At 67.0% G+C, this 14,491-nt stretch carries 15 protein-coding genes; 4 read left to right on the top strand and 11 right to left on the bottom strand.

Annotated elements, in window-relative coordinates; all coding sequences use genetic code 11:
• The first annotated feature begins 39 nt into the window (after positions 1-39).
• Positions 40-504 carry a hypothetical protein gene (locus tag ACIBPB_RS00340; RefSeq protein ID WP_396837491.1) on the top strand — a complete coding sequence of 155 codons (465 nt, stop codon included), beginning with the start codon at positions 40-42 and terminating at the stop codon, positions 502-504.
• Positions 505-514: 10 nt separating this feature from the next.
• Here ACIBPB_RS00340 and ACIBPB_RS00345 read toward each other — a convergent pair whose 3' ends face one another.
• From ACIBPB_RS00345 to ACIBPB_RS00355, 3 genes are read right to left on the bottom strand one after another with little or no spacing between them, the layout of a single operon-like run.
• Positions 515-1,492 (bottom strand): NAD(P)-dependent alcohol dehydrogenase, encoded by a 978-nt coding sequence (locus ACIBPB_RS00345; protein WP_396837492.1) that lies wholly within the window; start codon positions 1,490-1,492, stop codon positions 515-517.
• Positions 1,489-1,686 (bottom strand): helix-turn-helix transcriptional regulator, encoded by a 198-nt coding sequence (locus tag ACIBPB_RS00350; protein ID WP_255352245.1) that lies wholly within the window; start codon positions 1,684-1,686, stop codon positions 1,489-1,491. The genes ACIBPB_RS00345 and ACIBPB_RS00350 overlap by 4 nt, the downstream gene beginning before the upstream one ends.
• A gap of 23 nt (positions 1,687-1,709) precedes the next feature.
• On the bottom strand, positions 1,710-2,138 hold the full coding sequence (locus ACIBPB_RS00355; RefSeq protein WP_396837493.1) for a hypothetical protein: 429 nt from the start codon (positions 2,136-2,138) through the stop codon (positions 1,710-1,712).
• A gap of 259 nt (positions 2,139-2,397) precedes the next feature.
• Here ACIBPB_RS00355 and ACIBPB_RS00360 point away from each other — a divergent pair, with 259 nt between their 5' ends.
• Positions 2,398-3,102, top strand: coding sequence for a VOC family protein (locus ACIBPB_RS00360; RefSeq protein WP_396837494.1), 705 nt, complete (start codon positions 2,398-2,400; stop codon positions 3,100-3,102).
• 32 nt (positions 3,103-3,134) lie between these two features.
• On the opposite strand, the gene ACIBPB_RS00365 is transcribed toward ACIBPB_RS00360, so the two are convergent.
• From ACIBPB_RS00365 to ACIBPB_RS00380, 4 genes are read right to left on the bottom strand one after another with little or no spacing between them, the layout of a single operon-like run.
• On the bottom strand, positions 3,135-3,515 hold the full coding sequence (locus ACIBPB_RS00365; RefSeq protein ID WP_396837495.1) for a GIY-YIG nuclease family protein: 381 nt from the start codon (positions 3,513-3,515) through the stop codon (positions 3,135-3,137).
• Positions 3,516-3,533: 18 nt separating this feature from the next.
• The gene (locus tag ACIBPB_RS00370; RefSeq protein ID WP_396837496.1) at positions 3,534-3,788 is read right to left on the bottom strand and encodes a hypothetical protein; all 255 of its coding nucleotides are present in this window, start codon (positions 3,786-3,788) and stop codon (positions 3,534-3,536) included.
• Positions 3,785-4,051 (bottom strand): DivIVA domain-containing protein, encoded by a 267-nt coding sequence (locus ACIBPB_RS00375; protein ID WP_396837497.1) that lies wholly within the window; start codon positions 4,049-4,051, stop codon positions 3,785-3,787. The genes ACIBPB_RS00370 and ACIBPB_RS00375 overlap by 4 nt, the downstream gene beginning before the upstream one ends.
• Entirely contained in the window at positions 4,048-4,302 is a 255-nt protein-coding gene (locus ACIBPB_RS00380) for a hypothetical protein (protein WP_396837498.1), read from the bottom strand. The genes ACIBPB_RS00375 and ACIBPB_RS00380 overlap by 4 nt, the downstream gene beginning before the upstream one ends.
• A 399-nt stretch (positions 4,303-4,701) precedes the next feature.
• Between ACIBPB_RS00380 and ACIBPB_RS00385 the strand changes: the two genes are divergently transcribed.
• Both ACIBPB_RS00385 and ACIBPB_RS00390 read left to right on the top strand, forming a co-directional pair.
• Positions 4,702-4,953, top strand: coding sequence for a GntR family transcriptional regulator (locus ACIBPB_RS00385; RefSeq protein WP_396837499.1), 252 nt, complete (start codon positions 4,702-4,704; stop codon positions 4,951-4,953).
• Entirely contained in the window at positions 4,950-6,167 is a 1,218-nt protein-coding gene (locus tag ACIBPB_RS00390) for a restriction endonuclease (protein WP_396837500.1), read from the top strand. Before ACIBPB_RS00385 ends, ACIBPB_RS00390 begins: the two co-directional genes overlap by 4 nt.
• Here the strand turns inward: ACIBPB_RS00390 and ACIBPB_RS00395 are convergent.
• The 4 genes from ACIBPB_RS00395 to ACIBPB_RS00410 form a co-directional block, all read right to left on the bottom strand.
• A complete protein-coding gene (locus ACIBPB_RS00395) occupies positions 6,164-6,598 on the bottom strand; it encodes a very short patch repair endonuclease (protein WP_396837501.1) in 435 nt (144 codons plus the stop codon). The genes ACIBPB_RS00390 and ACIBPB_RS00395 overlap by 4 nt on opposite strands.
• A gap of 33 nt (positions 6,599-6,631) precedes the next feature.
• Positions 6,632-7,810: a DNA cytosine methyltransferase gene (locus tag ACIBPB_RS00400; protein ID WP_396837502.1), complete on the bottom strand. Its 1,179-nt coding sequence runs from the start codon at positions 7,808-7,810 to the stop codon at positions 6,632-6,634.
• A gap of 123 nt (positions 7,811-7,933) precedes the next feature.
• Positions 7,934-8,929: a DUF4928 family protein gene (locus ACIBPB_RS00405; RefSeq protein WP_396837503.1), complete on the bottom strand. Its 996-nt coding sequence runs from the start codon at positions 8,927-8,929 to the stop codon at positions 7,934-7,936.
• A 120-nt stretch (positions 8,930-9,049) separates the two neighbouring features.
• Positions 9,050-14,488 carry a DEAD/DEAH box helicase gene (locus ACIBPB_RS00410; RefSeq protein WP_396837504.1) on the bottom strand — a complete coding sequence of 1,813 codons (5,439 nt, stop codon included), beginning with the start codon at positions 14,486-14,488 and terminating at the stop codon, positions 9,050-9,052.
• Positions 14,489-14,491 lie beyond the last annotated feature (3 nt).

The raw sequence follows: 14,491 nt of genomic DNA on the forward strand, positions 1-14,491 counted from the left end.
CGTACTGGAGTGAGGTGCCACGAACCACGGTGAGGGGCGATGACCGGACCACTGGACAGCGTCGAGGCGCTGCTACCGCCCGACCACGGCATCATCATCGTGGCCGGTGCGGCCGCAGATTTCCTGGCTGACCCCTTCTCCGGCCGGGTGCCGCTCTGCACCGCCGGCGACGACATCCTGTACCTCATGAGCGCCTCGGGTTCGTACCACTGCGCCCGGGTCGTGCTGGAGGCCTGGGCCGCGGCCCCACCCGACGACCGGCGGGACGCGGACGCTCAGCAGCAGGTGACCCTGGCGCTGAGCGACGGCACCGTGCACGTGTCCGGCATGCTGGAGTTCCGGGCCAGCCCGGTCCTGACGCTCGGTCCGCCGGGCCGCTACCACGCCCAGGTCAGTGTCACCGGACGGGCCGAGTTGCGCCGGATCGAGGCACAGCCGGGCCACCCCATCCCGATCATGGACGCCGAACGCTTCCTGGTCCGATTCTGGGCTGCCGACAACTGACAGCCGCAGGTCAGATGGTGAGGACCAGCTTTCCTGCCGGGTGCCCGACCCGGAGGTGCCGGATCGCGTCCGCTGCCTCGGCGAGGGGGTAGCTGCGGTCGATCGCCGGGGTGAGCGCGCCGGACTCGACGAGATCCCGTAGCTCGTCCAGGTCCTCGGCCCGCTCCACGGCGCTCACGCTGCGGAGCCGCTGGCCGGCGAACAGGGACAGCAGCGGCGCCCGGAACATCTGCCGGTCGTAGCCGCTGAGCACCGGGCCCTTGGCGTACGCGCCGCCGACCAGCGCCAGCGTCCCGTGCGGGGTGAGCGCACGCCGCAGCAGTGACAACGGCCGGTCACCGCCGGTGTCGATGACCACGTCGTACACCGGACCGTCGCGGTCGACCTCCTCGCTCGTGTAGTCGAGGACGTCCGCGGCGCCGAGGGAACGGACGAAATCGGCCTTGGCCGGGGCACAGACCGCGGTCACCGTCGCCCCGTACGCCGTGGCGATCTGCACGGCCAGGGACCCGACACCGCCCGACGCGCCGATCACCAGCACCCGGTGCCCCGGGCGGACCTCGCCGCTGTCGCGGACCGCGCGTAGCGCCGTCATCCCGGAGACCGGCAGCGCGGCGGCCTGCGTGAACGACACGTTGGCCGGCTTGCGGGCCAGTCGCCGCTGCGGCGCGCTCGCGAACTCGGCGTACGAGCCGCGCAGGCTGGTGCCGTACACCTCGTCGCCCGGCCGGAACCGGGTCACCCGGACGCCGACCGCGGCCACCACCCCGGCCAGGTCCCGGCCGCGCACCGGCACCCGGGGCCGGCGCAACCCGCTGGCCAGCCGCGCCAGGTAGGGGCGGCCGGCCATGAAGATCCAGACTCCGGGGTCGACCCCGGCCGCGCGGACCTCGACGAGGACGTCCTCGTCGCCGACGGCCGGCCGGTCGATGTCGCGGAGCTGGAGCACGTCCGGCGGGCCGTAGGTGTCCTGGACGATGGCCTTCATGGTGCCGCCTCCTCGGGGTACTGGAACACGTCGTCGAGCCGTACGCCGAACACCCGGGCGATCCGGAACGCCATCTCCAGCGAGGGCGAGTAGCGGCCCTGCTCGATGGCGATGACGGTCTGCCGGGTCACGCCGATCCGCTCGGCGAGTTCGGCCTGGGTCATCTCGTCATGCGCGAAGCGCAGTGCGCGGATGTTGTTGGTGACCTGGGTCGGCTTCACCACTGCGGGACACCGGTGCGGTAGACGATCACCTTGGTCAGGGAGCCGACCACCGCCGACAGGACGAAGCACAGGTAGATGACGTTGGCGATCCAGAACCAGTCCCACTCGGCCAACGCCATGAGCATCGCCGACACCGCGCCGATGACCACGAACGCCTGCCCGACATGCTCGCCGAGCCGCCCGATCTCCCGGTCGCGAACGTCCTTGACCCGGGACGCCCGCGGGCTCACCACGCCCATCCCGATCTCGGCCACGATGTTCGCGACGATGGCGCCGCCGACCGTCCACAGCAGAATGCCGGCGTACGGGGTCGCGGGAAGCGGCCCACCGTCGACCCGGCTCAGGACGACCGCCGCGTAGACCGCGTACCCCACGACGCTGACCACCAGCATGGTCCAGGCGCGTTTCTCCTCGTGCGTCATACCGCCTCCCGACGTAAAGAATTCTTGACACGCCCAGAGTAAGGCGTCTTTGACACCATGTCTAGAAGCTTTTACATCGGCTGGGTGCGGGAGCCGGCGATGGGGCCGACCCGGTCGCACCGGGGCCGGGGTCCGGGGCCGGTCCGGTCCCACCGGGCCGGGGTCCAGGGTCCGGGCCTGGCCCGGTCGCCCCCGGCCGCGATCCGGCGCCGGCCAAAATGGCTTTGTCGCCCGACCGGCCCACGCCTAGCGTGGGGCGATGACCTCGCGACTCCTCTCGGTGACCTTCGACGCGCGCGACCCGGATCGCGTGGCGCGGTTCTGGGCCGACATGCTTGGCCGGGAGATCGTCGAGGACGCCGGCGGCGTGCTCCTGCCGGGACCCGAAACCCAGCTCAGTCTCCGATTCGCCCGCGGCGACGCGGAGATGGTGCGGCCGAACCGCATGCACCTGCACCTGACCAGCGCCAGCCTCGACGACCAGCAGCAGACGGTGGCGACGGCGCTGCGGCTCGGCGCAGGTCACCTCGACATCGGGCAGCGCCCCGAGGAGGGGCACGTCGTCCTGGCCGACCCCGAGGGCTACGAGTTCGACGTGATCGAGCCGGGCAACAACTACCTCGCCGGGTGCGGCTTCCTCGGGGAACTCAGCTGCGACGGCACCCGGGACGTCGGCCTGTTCTGGAAAGAGGCGCTGGACTGGCCGCTGGTGTGGGACCAGCACGAGGAGACCGCGATCCAGTCACCGCACGGCGGCACGAAGGTCGCGTGGGGCGGCCCACCCGTGGCCCCGAAGCAGGGGCGGAACCGGCAGCGCTTCGACCTCGCCCCGGCCGGTGGCGACCAGCAGGCGGAGGTCGACCGGCTGCTCTCGCTCGGGGCCACTCGGCTCGAGGTCGGTGACGACGGCACTGCCGTGCTGGCCGATCCGGACGGCAACGAGTTCTGCCTACGAAGGAACTGACCGGGCAGCGCTACGGCGGCCGAGCCGGCCCGTCACCGAGGCTTCGGCACCTGCCGGTTGAAGCGGGGCTTGAGGGCCAGGACGAGGGCTTCCTTCGTACCCTCTGGGTGGTCGGTCTCCTGCCAGCGGACTTCGCACCGGCCCAGCCAGCCGGCGATGTCCTGCCTCGTCGCCGCCTCGGTTGGCGTGTCGAGGAGCTGGCCGACCTGCTGGTGCAGCACCGATGACTCCCGGTTGCCGGTCAGGTGCTGCCGGAGGCGGTTGCGCAGGTTCCCGGTCCAGCCGACGTAGATGACCGTGCCGCGATCGAGGACCACGTGCACGCCGGGCGCGGTGGGAGCGTCGGCGGCGGCTTCCATCGTGTACGGCAGGGGAGGCGTGAAGTCGGCCAGGAGGTCGTCGGCGTCGAGCATCTCCGCACGGTACCGGCGTCACCTGGTTGCTGCGGCCCCGCACGGTCCTGGATGCCCCTCGCGCAGGCCGCAGCGCCGACCGCCGTCGTGCCGGGCGTCGCACCAGACGCGGTGGCGGAGGTGCTGGCTATCCTCCTCGCTGAGCGTGGTCTCGCCGAAGTCGAACGCGGCGACATGGCTGAGGGAGTCACGCAGCGCGGCGGCCAGGCCGGCGGCGGCGTCCTGGCTGGTCAGGGTGGTGGGCAGGTGGATGATCCAGCGGGGTGCGGTCATCGCTGCCACCGGCTGTTCGGTGACCAGTCCGGGTCGGTGAAGCGGCAGGCGGTGTGGCGGGACTGCCACTGCCGCAGGGCCTGGCGGATGCGCTCGGCCTCGGTGTTGGCGGTGGTCAGCTCGCGGTGCAGGCGGTCGAGCTCGTCGGCGAGCCGGTTGAGGTAGGCGTGCACCTGCTCGGGGTCGAGGCCACGCCAGCGGGTGTCGAAGGCGGCGGCACGGACGTTGTGCGGGCGCAGGCGGTCTCCGGTCACGTAGATCATCGGTGCGGTGCCTCCTGCTCGGCGATGAGCACTTCGATCTGCCGGTCGGTCAGGCCTCGCTGGTCGAGGACCCGGCGGCCCCAGCGGTGCAGGCGGCAGGGGTGTGGTGCGCGGTCGTTTCGGCAGCGTCGGCCTTCGGGCCACTGCTCGGGGGCGTGCACGGTGATGGCCTTGACGGCGAAGGTGACGTCTTCGGTGGTGACGTACGGCGGCAGCGGCAGTTCGCCGAGGATCTCGTCGATCGAGTCCATGACCCTCCCTGGTCGGATGGTTGCGGCACCGAGGCGAGCGGGGGCGGCCGGTACGACCGCGCGTCCGTACCGGCCGGAGCCCAGCACCCACCCCGGGCCTGCTACTCCCGCCACTGCCTGGCGGCCGGGTGTTCTCTCCGCCGCTCGTGCCTCCGTCGTTTCAGCGGCCGTCACGGGAAGCTGGTGAGCGTCGGAGCAGCGTGCTGGCCACCGCAAACGAATCGCGAGGTTCGGCTGGCCAGGGCAGTTGCTGCTCCGACGAAGGACCCACCTCAGTGCCTAGCTGGGGCGTTTCCTCGTCTGTGCACTTTACCGACGTTGCTGGTAAAGTCAACGATGCCCTTGAAGTTCTCCTGGCTCCCGTGATCAGATGTGTGGGCCTAGCTGGGAGTACTTCGCATGCCCGCACCACGGAAGTTCGAGCCGCACTACCGGCGGATCATCGCCGACATCCGCGGGCGCATCGCTTCGGGCGAATGGCCTCGCGGCCATAAGCTGCCGTCGACCAAAGCACTCGCCGAGATGTACGAGGTCGGCAGCCAGTCCACGGTCCGCCAAGCGATCACGATCCTGATTGAAACGGGCGAGCTCTACGGCCACCAGGGACTCGGCGTATTCGTGGCAGAGCCACCACAGGGTCGGCAACAGTGACCGCCTACACCCGGGCAATCTCGTCCGAACGATCGGCAGTTGCCTTCGAGGAGCTACCCAAGGCGGACCTGGTCATTGACGGCTATTATCACAGCGGACCCATCAACAACTTACGAGGTGAGCCACTGGCCCGACTCATTCCAGGCGCCGGAAACCAAGGCGGATTTCGGCCAGCCAGGACGAAGGGGTCTGGGCCAGTTAGATTAGTAGCGCTCCATTCCTCTGGACGAGACCCGGATTGGCCGGATGTGCTCGATGAGCAGACCGGCTCCTTTACCTACTACGGTGACAACAAAACGCCGGGAGCGGACCTACACGGGACGCCCAGGCGTGGGAATCTGCTTCTGCGAGACGTGTTCGACCGCACCTACGGGTCGGCGGATGATCGTCGCGCGATTCCGCCGTTCCTTCTGTTCGTCTGGACCGGCACACGGCGCGATGTACGATTCCGCGGCCTACTGGCCCCAGGCGGCCCCTCGTCCAACCCGGACGACGACCTTCAGGCAATCTGGCGGACCAAGCAAGGACTGCGTTTTCAGAACTACCGATCCCGCTTCACTGTACTTGACGTTCCGATTGTTCGGCGAGCCTGGATAAACGAGATCCTAACAGGACAGGTAGATGGGCCCAGTTGCCCACGAGCATGGCGCGACTGGATCGAAGGAAGGGCTTACCGGCCACTGCTTGCCCAGCGCACGACAGTCGTTCGCACCAAGGAAGATCAGACTCCTCGGGATGCCGAGGGCCGCCAAATCCTCGCAGCAATCCACGCGTGGTTCGCGCCTGACCCACACGGCTTCGAGCAGTGCGCGGTCGAATTGTGGCGGATGATGGCCCCGGCAACAGGCCGGACAGAAGTGACACCGCGCAGCCGGGACGGTGGCCGTGACGCCGTGGGCCAGTACCTGCTTGGTCCTGCCGCAGATACGATTGGTCTGGACTTCGCCCTTGAGGCGAAATGCTACTCACCGGGAAACTCGGTTGGCGTGCGGGAAGTCTCCCGCCTGATCTCGCGTATCCGCCACAGGATGTTTGGCGTCCTCGTCACAACCGCGCATGTGGACAGACAGGCATACGAAGAGGTGCGGATCGATGGCCATCCAATTGTGCTGATCTGTGGCCGCGATGTCGTAGAGATTCTTCGAAGCCACGGATATACCACGGTCGCCGCTGTTCGGGCCTGGCTTTCTCAACGTTTCTCGGTTTCCAGCTAGGCTCGACGTGCTTGCACTGCGTCGGCGATCCTGTCAACGGCATGCTCGACATTCTCGTGTTCCCACACGGTGATCAATAGCCAGCCAGCTTGCTCAAGCTGCTGGCGGGTCTGCCGGTCGCGATTCATGTTTCTGGCAAGCTTTTCACGCCAGTACTGGCTATTTGCCGACGGTCGACGGTGATGTTGCGGGCAGCCATGCCAAAAGCAGCCATGGACCTCAACGGCGACGCGAGCCGGCCGGAAGACGATATCGATCTTCCGACGTAAATCGGGTAGTGGATAGGCGCAGACGCGGTATCGCAGCCCTTTGGCGTGAAGCGCTCGTCTCAGCGCCATCTCTGGCGTGGTGTTGCGACTGCGATTGCCCTGCATGGCACGTCGGATCGCAGGGCTGGAGGCCCAAGATTCATCTGGTGTTCCCCTCACCATCGGTCGAATGCGGGTCCTAGCCGCCCGGGGATGCTAGGCACCCACCACCGCCAGATGCGGCGACCCCGCAGCGCGCAGCTCCCCGTGTACGAGCGGCATCAGGTACTCACGGGCAAGCCACGACACCACAGGCACGCACACAGCGTCACCGAAGCCGAACAGGGCCTGGTTCGTGCGGAGCCCCTCGAGGTGGTAGTCACCGGCGCCCATGAGACGGGCGTATTCCCCGGGAGTCATCCACCGCACCCGCACCTTGCCGTGACCAGCCTCCACGACGGCCTGCTTCGAGGAGCCACCTCGGGCGGTGCGCAGGCATCCCGAGATGTCATCGGGACGGATCTCCCAGGTCGGCTTACCGCCGCGGGTCCGCCGGTAGGCGGTTCGACGCGAGATCCTGCGCAACTTTCGTAAGGCTTCCAGTCGCTCCGCCTGGATGAGCGACAAGGAGTCGATGAAGGCGGCCCTGCGCAGCTCATCCCACCAGAGATCGCTGTTGAGCGGCAACTTGTCAGCCAACTGAGTCAATCCGGTGGTCAGGGGAGGAGGGGGTGCAGGCAACATCGCCCGGTGAGTTCTCAGGCTGGAATCACCGAAAGGTGCCTGGAGCCAGTCCGGCCGCAGCTCGCTGTTGGGCACGGGCTCATCCGCTGGAGGATCGATGGCACCGACGAGGAACAGCCGTGGCCGCGACTGCGGCACGAACCGGCGCGCGTCGAGCGTGAGGACATCCACCGAGTAGCCAAGATCATTGAGTGCACGGATGGCGGCAGCCAGGTCCTCGCCGCCATGGCTGGTGGCCAGCCCCACCACGTTCTCCAGCACCACAACGGGGGGGCGTCGCGCGCCCATCTCTTCCAGCACTCGCACGAAGTGCCAGAACGTCCCCGATTCGCTGCCCGCCAGGCCTCGTCGAGCACCTGCCAAGGACAGGTCAGTGCATGGGAATGAAGCCCAAGCAAGGCTCAGCCCGTCGGGAATCTGATCACCTGTCACCTGCGCCACGTCACCGAGCTGGAAGGTGTGCTCGTCTTCCAGGTCATCAAAGTGTCGAACATACATGTCCCGCTTGTCCGGTTCGATGTCGTTCGACCAGATGGTTTTGAAGCCAGCTCCTTCCAGGCCGATACGGACAAGCCCTATCCCGGCGAAGAACTCGGCAGCGGTGGGCTTGATGATGCCGGCATCGGAGGGGATCAACGCGAGCTGGGTCACGGCCCAACCTTACTGACCTAACCGTGATCAACCAGCTAGCGGGGCCGTGACAGTTCGAGGAGGGCTCCTTCGCAGTCGAGCAGGTCGACCGGACAGCCACGCAGCCAGTTGCGCCTTGACGGGCTACAGATTCTCGGGTAGCTCGATCAAGAGCGACGGGTCGGTCTCCACCTCGGCTGTGCGCTTGTTGTATGTCTCCAGCAACTTCCGCAGCCCTGACCGGATGCTCTGATCGCGGAACTCCGCCATCTCCTCCACATTGGTGCCCACGAAGTCCTCCACTGCCTGGACCGCGACGTAATCCCCTACCTGCGCGAGCTCTGACAGCTGCAGGGCGGCGGCGAGCTTTGCCTCTGGAACCAGCACGCGGGACCGGTAACCCGCAGCCCGGTTGGCTTTGCACCGCCTCTCGAACAGCGACGGGCCGGGACTCATGGTCACGTGAATCGCCGTGTCGCCGACGAGGAAGTCGCCCGGCCGAGCGGTCTGAATATCGGCAGTCGTGTAGCTTTCGTTACTGATCGTGAGGGCGGGGAATCGGAGTGCAAGCTTGGCACCTACAAGATGTTGCGCCACAGCTCCCGCCGTATTGCCCCCTCGCTCTTGGGCTGCTCTCAGGACAGCGGCGACGACGAGCTTGATCGGGTTCGCCGGAACAAACTCCGCCTTGAGCCGCTGCTTGCCGAAGTACTCGACCTTGATCTGGTCAACGAACCATGCCTGCAAGGTCCTCGCGACCTGGCCTAGCTCCAGGGCGGACAGGATGCGGAGATCGCCTGAACGAGCATGCCCGTCGATCAGGTTTACGAGTTCGACGGCGATTTCCTTGGTCATTCGAGAGGTCCTGCCTCCCTCCTTCAGAAAGGGCCGCTCCTCCCCGTGCTGCCTCAGGATGCGCTGAGCCTGCGGACCGCCTGCGCCCTTCACCTGGGATTCCGCAAGATAGTCGGAACGGCTCAGCGGGTAGTGCCGCCCGAGATGTTCGGTCACGTAGAGCCCAGCGCAGAAGACGTTCGCGTCGATGCCGCCCTTCCTGTTGCGCTTGGTCTCCCGCCATACCTCCAACGACTCGACCAGGTCCTCAGCGATCGGCTCTGCTCTCCGCCAAGCCAAATCCATTACGCACCCCCACCACGTAGACAGCTCGGGCATTTTACGGAAGCGCTGGCACTTGTTCGACCCGTAGCGGCCGAAGAGGTCCAGACGCGGCGGTGTTTCCGCCGCAGAGGAGGGTGTCCGTCATGCCGAAGACAGCAAGCGTCCAGCCACCGCCACAGGCGTCCGGTCGAGCTCGAAGAGATCCGCCGTCTTTACATCCTGAAACGTCTCCTGCACATGGCGCACTGCCTCGGCCTGCTCCAGACGGAAGAACACCGGATCGGTACGCCACAACGGGTGGACGAGGACCACCGCCTTCTGCCGAGCGCGGCTCGACAGCACCCAAAGTTCGTTCACCTGGTGCCGCTCGATGCCGTACTGCCCGAAGGAGTTGATGAAACCCCGGGTCAGGACGTCACCGCGATCAAGCCAACGCCCCCAGTCCACCTCCCGGCCTAATCCAAGTTCGGCCATGTCAAGCGCGAGTCGCCAGTCCAACGCGCCATGAATCCGCTGGTTGTCGAAGGACCTGAGGCAGTCGGGACACGACATCGTGCATTCCACGGCATGGCGACTTGCCTGCCAACGCTGTCGCAGGTCCTCGAGCACGCGACTGAGCACCTGCGTGAAGAACTCGGGTTGGCCGAGGAGCGAAGCGTAGCCAGCACCGTTCTCTAGGCTGTCCGCGACGAAGATGCGGTGGGTCTGTTCGTCGCCTACCCGGGCGGGGCTGAGACCAACGGTCAGTTCGCTGGAGTCCACGTCCAACTCTGCTTGAAAGCCCCTGCGCAGCACCTCGGCCAGCGACCATAGCGCCGGAAGTCCGGCCGGCTGGACCTCCCGCGTGGTGGGGATGATGCCACCGGGCAGAGCCAGCCGGTTGAGGGTGACGACGAGGGCGTCGGTCTTGCGGACATCACCGATAGCGGCCTCGCCGCGCCGTCCCCGGGTTTTGGGGATGAAGACTTCGTTGCTGTAGAGAGATTGGTCGGTCACGACGACGCTGCGGTCGACCGCATCCTCCATCGGGAAGAGCCGACCGAGGTTGTCGTTGATGCGGAGGATGTCGGCCATCTCATACACCTCGACGAGGAGGCCGCCGACCGACGACGAGCGGCTTGGTTCCGAGGCGATCGCCAGCTCGGGCGCACCGACAACGGCTACCGTCTCCCCGTCGACGTCGTAGTCACGCGGCCGGTAGTCCGTCCGGAAACCGAGCGGCTGGTACATATCAAACGTGTTCACCGTTCCGCCACAGACTGCGCAAGTGCCGGCGGGCCCGGCCAGTGAAGTGCTGCCGCAGGCCTCGCACCGGCTAACACTGATGGGCGTGCCAAGCGGGTCGACGGGCAAGACGGCGTTCCCCTTGATTTCGTAGGCGGCAAATCCCATCGCGGTGTGGATTTCGTCGTCCCGGACGACCTCTGCGCCTGGGACGAAGCTGCCGATTGCCATGTCGAGCGATCGGTCAGAAACCGCCGCTGCCTCAAGCTGCCGCTTGTCCCTCGGGTGGTTCTTGTAGAGATAGCGCACCCGCGTCGGGAACCCGAACATCGGCAACACGCCGGCATTGGCCAGGATCTGGCTGAGCTCCTTCTGTTGGTAGAAGGGGTTGGAGACAGCCGCATCGATGTCGCCGATCAGATCGGCGCCGGCCCACCGCTCCAGTTCCTTGATCTCGCTGGGGGCGATGCCCGATCGGACCGTCAGCGCAGCGACGACCGCAGGGACATCCGGTGCCGCAGCCAGCCATGCTTGAACCTGCGGGCGGTAGTTCGGCCATTCATCGCGCGTGCCAAAGATCCCGTGAATGCTGTCCGGGCTGCGCTCCGGGGCCGGATCGCTGGCGGCGAAGGCCCGACGCAGCAGCTCAGCCGCGATCACGCGACGCGCGATTCGCGTCCGCCGGAGGTCGAGGAACGGCTGCGGGGGCGTGTCGCCGGTCATCCGCTCGGTGGCGTTGAAGTAGTAGTCGTCATGGGTGCGGGAGCGGGCGACGGTCAGGGCGTATGAGTAAGGCTGCCCCTGCCGACCTGCCCGACCGACGCGTTGCTGGTAGTTGAATCGTTGCGGCGGAACGTTCGCCATGATGGTCGAACGCAGCGAGCCGATGTCAACGCCCACCTCCATGGTGGTCGTTACGCTGAGAACGTCCAGCGGCGTGGTCAGGCGGTTCTCGGTCGGGGGTTTGAGCAGCGCTTCCTTGAACCAGCGCTGGCGCTTTCGCTGCAACGCCAGGGGCTTGGTCTGCCCGGTCAGCTCCGCGACGGCCATACGTCGCGGAGGCAGGTCGGCGAGCCAGGCATAGTAGTCCTGCTCGATCGGGTCTCCGGGCCGCTGCTCAAGTCCGACGTGGTGGCAGCCCCGTGCGGCGCACACGCCCGCGGACGCATGCAGGTGCCGGTAGTTACATTTGGGACAGACCCAGACAGCATCGCTGCCCTTCACCAGCACGAACGGCGCATCGGCGCTGTTGACGCGAAGCCCCCAGTCCGGTGCGATGCGGTCGCGGATCTCGCGCGTTACCCAAACCTCGAGCCCACTTCGGTCGACGCCCAGCTTGTCGGCAACCGCGTGGACGTAGGTCCGGACGGGTCGTGGCATTTCGGTCTTGGGGCTGAACCACTGGCCGCCCGCATACCGTCCTTGGATGCCCATGATCCGAATGACCGAGCGCAGAATCTGTAGGCTCGTTTCCGAGTCAACGCCGCTGCCAGAGAGCTGCGGAGCGCGCGGCTCGACCGTCACCAACCCGGTGGACTCTAGGTCGCGGCGGGCCCGGTCGAACACCGCCTCCGCCATGCCAGTGGCGAGCATTTGCCGGTAGAGCTGGACGCCCGCCATGCGTGTATGGGGGGCGAGCGGGCTCCACAGCTCCGGCTCGGGAGGATCGAAGATTCGATACCATGGCTCGTCCTGCCACTCCCGCACTGATCGTGCTGGTCCGGCTGGGTGAATCCCGAGTGCGAGCATGCTCGCTTCCAGCCGGATGGCTGCTTGCGTCCAGGGGATCCGCGCCGCAGGATCATTCGCCTGCCGGTACTTGGCAATGAGTGCGTCGTCACTTGGGGACGCCGCGGTCACGGCTACCCGCATGGCCGCGGCGAAGACGTCCGGATGTTGTTGCTGGAACGTCATCAGGGCAGGGAGCTCGTCCGGGGCCAGCGGCTCCTTTGTCGACTTGAACACCAGATCGACCGGATCAGGCTGGCGCTGCTCAAGCTCGTGCCGGATGAGCTGACGCACCAGATCCCGATGATGGTTCCGGGCGACTGCAGAGGCGGTGCGGGCTGCGTCGTCGCGGCTGTCGGTGAACAGAATGGTGCGGGACTCGGCCGCGGTGGAACCCATGCTCCGGAAGAGCTGCGACAGGTACAACTGGATGGCCTGCGACTGACCGGAGCGGTGGCCACGGATAGGCGACCGGACAATGCCGCGCCAGAATCGCCGGGGGTCCCCGTTGTAGTTCTTGGCATCGCACCGCGGGCAGCGTTCTGGAAGGGCGGGCGGTTTCGCCGTGCTGGTCACGCCGAGGCCGGAGACCGCCAGGGTGAACCCGGTGGCGCTCGTCATCGTGGCGGTGATGCGGCCGGATGTGGGATCCAGCTCCACCGGCCGGAAGCTGAAGGTCGCGCTTCGGCCCTGCGGCATTTTGTGCTGCCAAGTGCCAGTCGCTGATTGCCCAGGCCAGTACCAAACGTACTGGCTGAGTGGCCGCATATTGACCGGGCGCGTCTGCGGCGACGGGATCTCGACGGGGTTAGAGCCGATGACCAGCTCCGGCGGATTGCTGGCCGTGTGCCGTTCGATGATGTAGCCGCCGAGGCTGACCTCCCCACAGTCGAAGCAATACAGCACCTCCAGAACCCGACCACCGCACGGGCAGGTGGTGGCCGGGCGGCTGAAGAGTTTGCCGATCGCGCGTCCGGCGTAGGCGTGCTCGGGTGCGACCTGGTCGCAGGTCGGGTTCGCGCATGCCCAGAGGCCGCTCGCCGTGCGGACGAACATGTGGGCGCGCAGCGGGATGCTGGCGGGGCCGCTCCCCGCTTCGGCGATCGCCGACAGCACAACGTCCATCGCGGTGCCGCCGTCCGCGGCCTCATCGAACAGCCTCTCCTCGATGACGGGAAGACGTGTGGCTCGCAAGGGATGGTCCGGCTTCTCGCGGCAGGCCGCAGCGACCGCCTCCGACAGGCGATGCTTGTCCGCAAGGGCGGCCAGGGCAGCAGACCGAACCGCCGGTTCTTCGGGGAGCGTTCGTGCAATCTCCTCGAACTCGGCGCGCGACAGCGGCTCGCGGGAGGGCACCGGTCGCGGCACACCCGCGGTGACGTGGAAGGTCGAGCGCGGCGCCCCGAAGAATTGCTCCAGGTATTCGCCGCCCTTTTCGTCGTCGCTTAGCGATGCGCTGGTGGCTAGGCAGCGCAGTTGCGGGGAGTCCGCGTCGAGACCAATGCGGGAGAGCAGGTTGCGGACGACCATCGCAACCTCGCTCCCCTGCGTCCCCCGGTACAGGTGCATCTCGTCGATCACAATGGTGAAGACGTTGTTCTGCCGGTCGGCGGCAAGCCAGTCTGCCGTCTTCTGGAAGAGCTCCTGCTCGATGTCGCGCATTAGCATTGCGTTGAGCATGGAGTAGTTGGTCACCATGATGTCGGGTGGCGAGGCGACCATGTCCCACCTTGTGACCATCTCACCAAGGGTAGGGTCGGAGAACTGCGACAGCATCTGCTCGACCGCGCGGCGGTCCGTGTCATCCTCATAGGCACGTACGAGCGCCTGGTAGTCCTGTTCGGTGCTCCGAATCTCGGTCGCGGCGTCTCGGACCTTCGATCGGTCGCCGGAACCCGGCCGGTTGCCGGATCCGGGAGTGGCACCCGTGTATCGACCGAACCACAGCGGTGCAACCTGTCCTGTCGCGTCGATCCGACGCAATGCCCGGCGGAGCCGGCCGATCTGGTCCTCGACGAGCGCGTTCGTCGGATAGAGGACGACGGTCCGCAGGGCGGCGGGCCGGTTCTCCAGGTCGCGCAGCGGCCGCCACTGCAGCGCGTTGTCCGGTGCCTGCCACCAACGATCCGGGGCAGGCTGACGGTGCCAGGAGAGCGCCTCACGAACGAGTCGGGCGAGCACCGGGAGCAGGAAGGATTCCGTCTTGCCAGAACCTGTACCGGACGTGACGACGACGTTCCGCCGTCCTTCGCCAGGCCTGAGCGAGTGGATGAGCGCCTCGGCCTGGTGGCGCCGCAGGAAGATCTCTTCGCCGGGGGCGACGAAGTCGCCAAACAACGCCTCGCCGACTATGCGAGCCGCCGCGGCGTCGAGGCCCGCCGCCTCTGCCGCATCCCTCAGCGGGTAGTCCGCATCGTATGGCACGACCGGCTCAAGCAGGATATCGGTGAAGATCAGGCCGGGTTCCTGCAGCAGTTGCCGTCGCTCCCGCCGGAGCGGCTCGTCCCGCAACCAGAATGCTGTGTCGAAGTACCGCAGGTACGCGTCGCGGAGCTCACCGTAGACCTGTGTGGGTACCGGGAACGTGGATGAGGCGGCGTTGTCGACGGTTAAGATGCGCTCGGTCATGTG

This window comes from Micromonospora sp. NPDC049836 (genome assembly GCF_044465125.1).
Classification (GTDB): Bacteria; Actinomycetota; Actinomycetes; order Mycobacteriales; family Micromonosporaceae; genus Micromonospora.

What these genes read in the sequence shown, in the direction of transcription:
- ACIBPB_RS00340 (WP_396837491.1), top strand. Translation starts at nt 40, where the DNA reads ATGACCGGACCACTGGACAGCGTCGAGGCGCTGCTACCGCCCGACCAC.
- ACIBPB_RS00345 (WP_396837492.1), bottom strand. Translation starts at nt 1,492, where the DNA reads ATGAAGGCCATCGTCCAGGACACCTACGGCCCGCCGGACGTGCTCCAG.
- ACIBPB_RS00380 (WP_396837498.1), bottom strand. Translation starts at nt 4,302, where the DNA reads ATGGACTCGATCGACGAGATCCTCGGCGAACTGCCGCTGCCGCCGTAC.
- ACIBPB_RS00385 (WP_396837499.1), top strand. Translation starts at nt 4,702, where the DNA reads ATGCCCGCACCACGGAAGTTCGAGCCGCACTACCGGCGGATCATCGCC.
- ACIBPB_RS00365 (WP_396837495.1), bottom strand. Translation starts at nt 3,515, where the DNA reads ATGCTCGACGCCGACGACCTCCTGGCCGACTTCACGCCTCCCCTGCCG.
- ACIBPB_RS00370 (WP_396837496.1), bottom strand. Translation starts at nt 3,788, where the DNA reads ATGACCGCACCCCGCTGGATCATCCACCTGCCCACCACCCTGACCAGC.
- ACIBPB_RS00405 (WP_396837503.1), bottom strand. Translation starts at nt 8,929, where the DNA reads ATGGATTTGGCTTGGCGGAGAGCAGAGCCGATCGCTGAGGACCTGGTC.
- ACIBPB_RS00360 (WP_396837494.1), top strand. Translation starts at nt 2,398, where the DNA reads ATGACCTCGCGACTCCTCTCGGTGACCTTCGACGCGCGCGACCCGGAT.
- ACIBPB_RS00375 (WP_396837497.1), bottom strand. Translation starts at nt 4,051, where the DNA reads ATGATCTACGTGACCGGAGACCGCCTGCGCCCGCACAACGTCCGTGCC.
- ACIBPB_RS00355 (WP_396837493.1), bottom strand. Translation starts at nt 2,138, where the DNA reads ATGACGCACGAGGAGAAACGCGCCTGGACCATGCTGGTGGTCAGCGTC.
- ACIBPB_RS00395 (WP_396837501.1), bottom strand. Translation starts at nt 6,598, where the DNA reads ATGGTGAGGGGAACACCAGATGAATCTTGGGCCTCCAGCCCTGCGATC.
- ACIBPB_RS00410 (WP_396837504.1), bottom strand. Translation starts at nt 14,488, where the DNA reads ATGACCGAGCGCATCTTAACCGTCGACAACGCCGCCTCATCCACGTTC.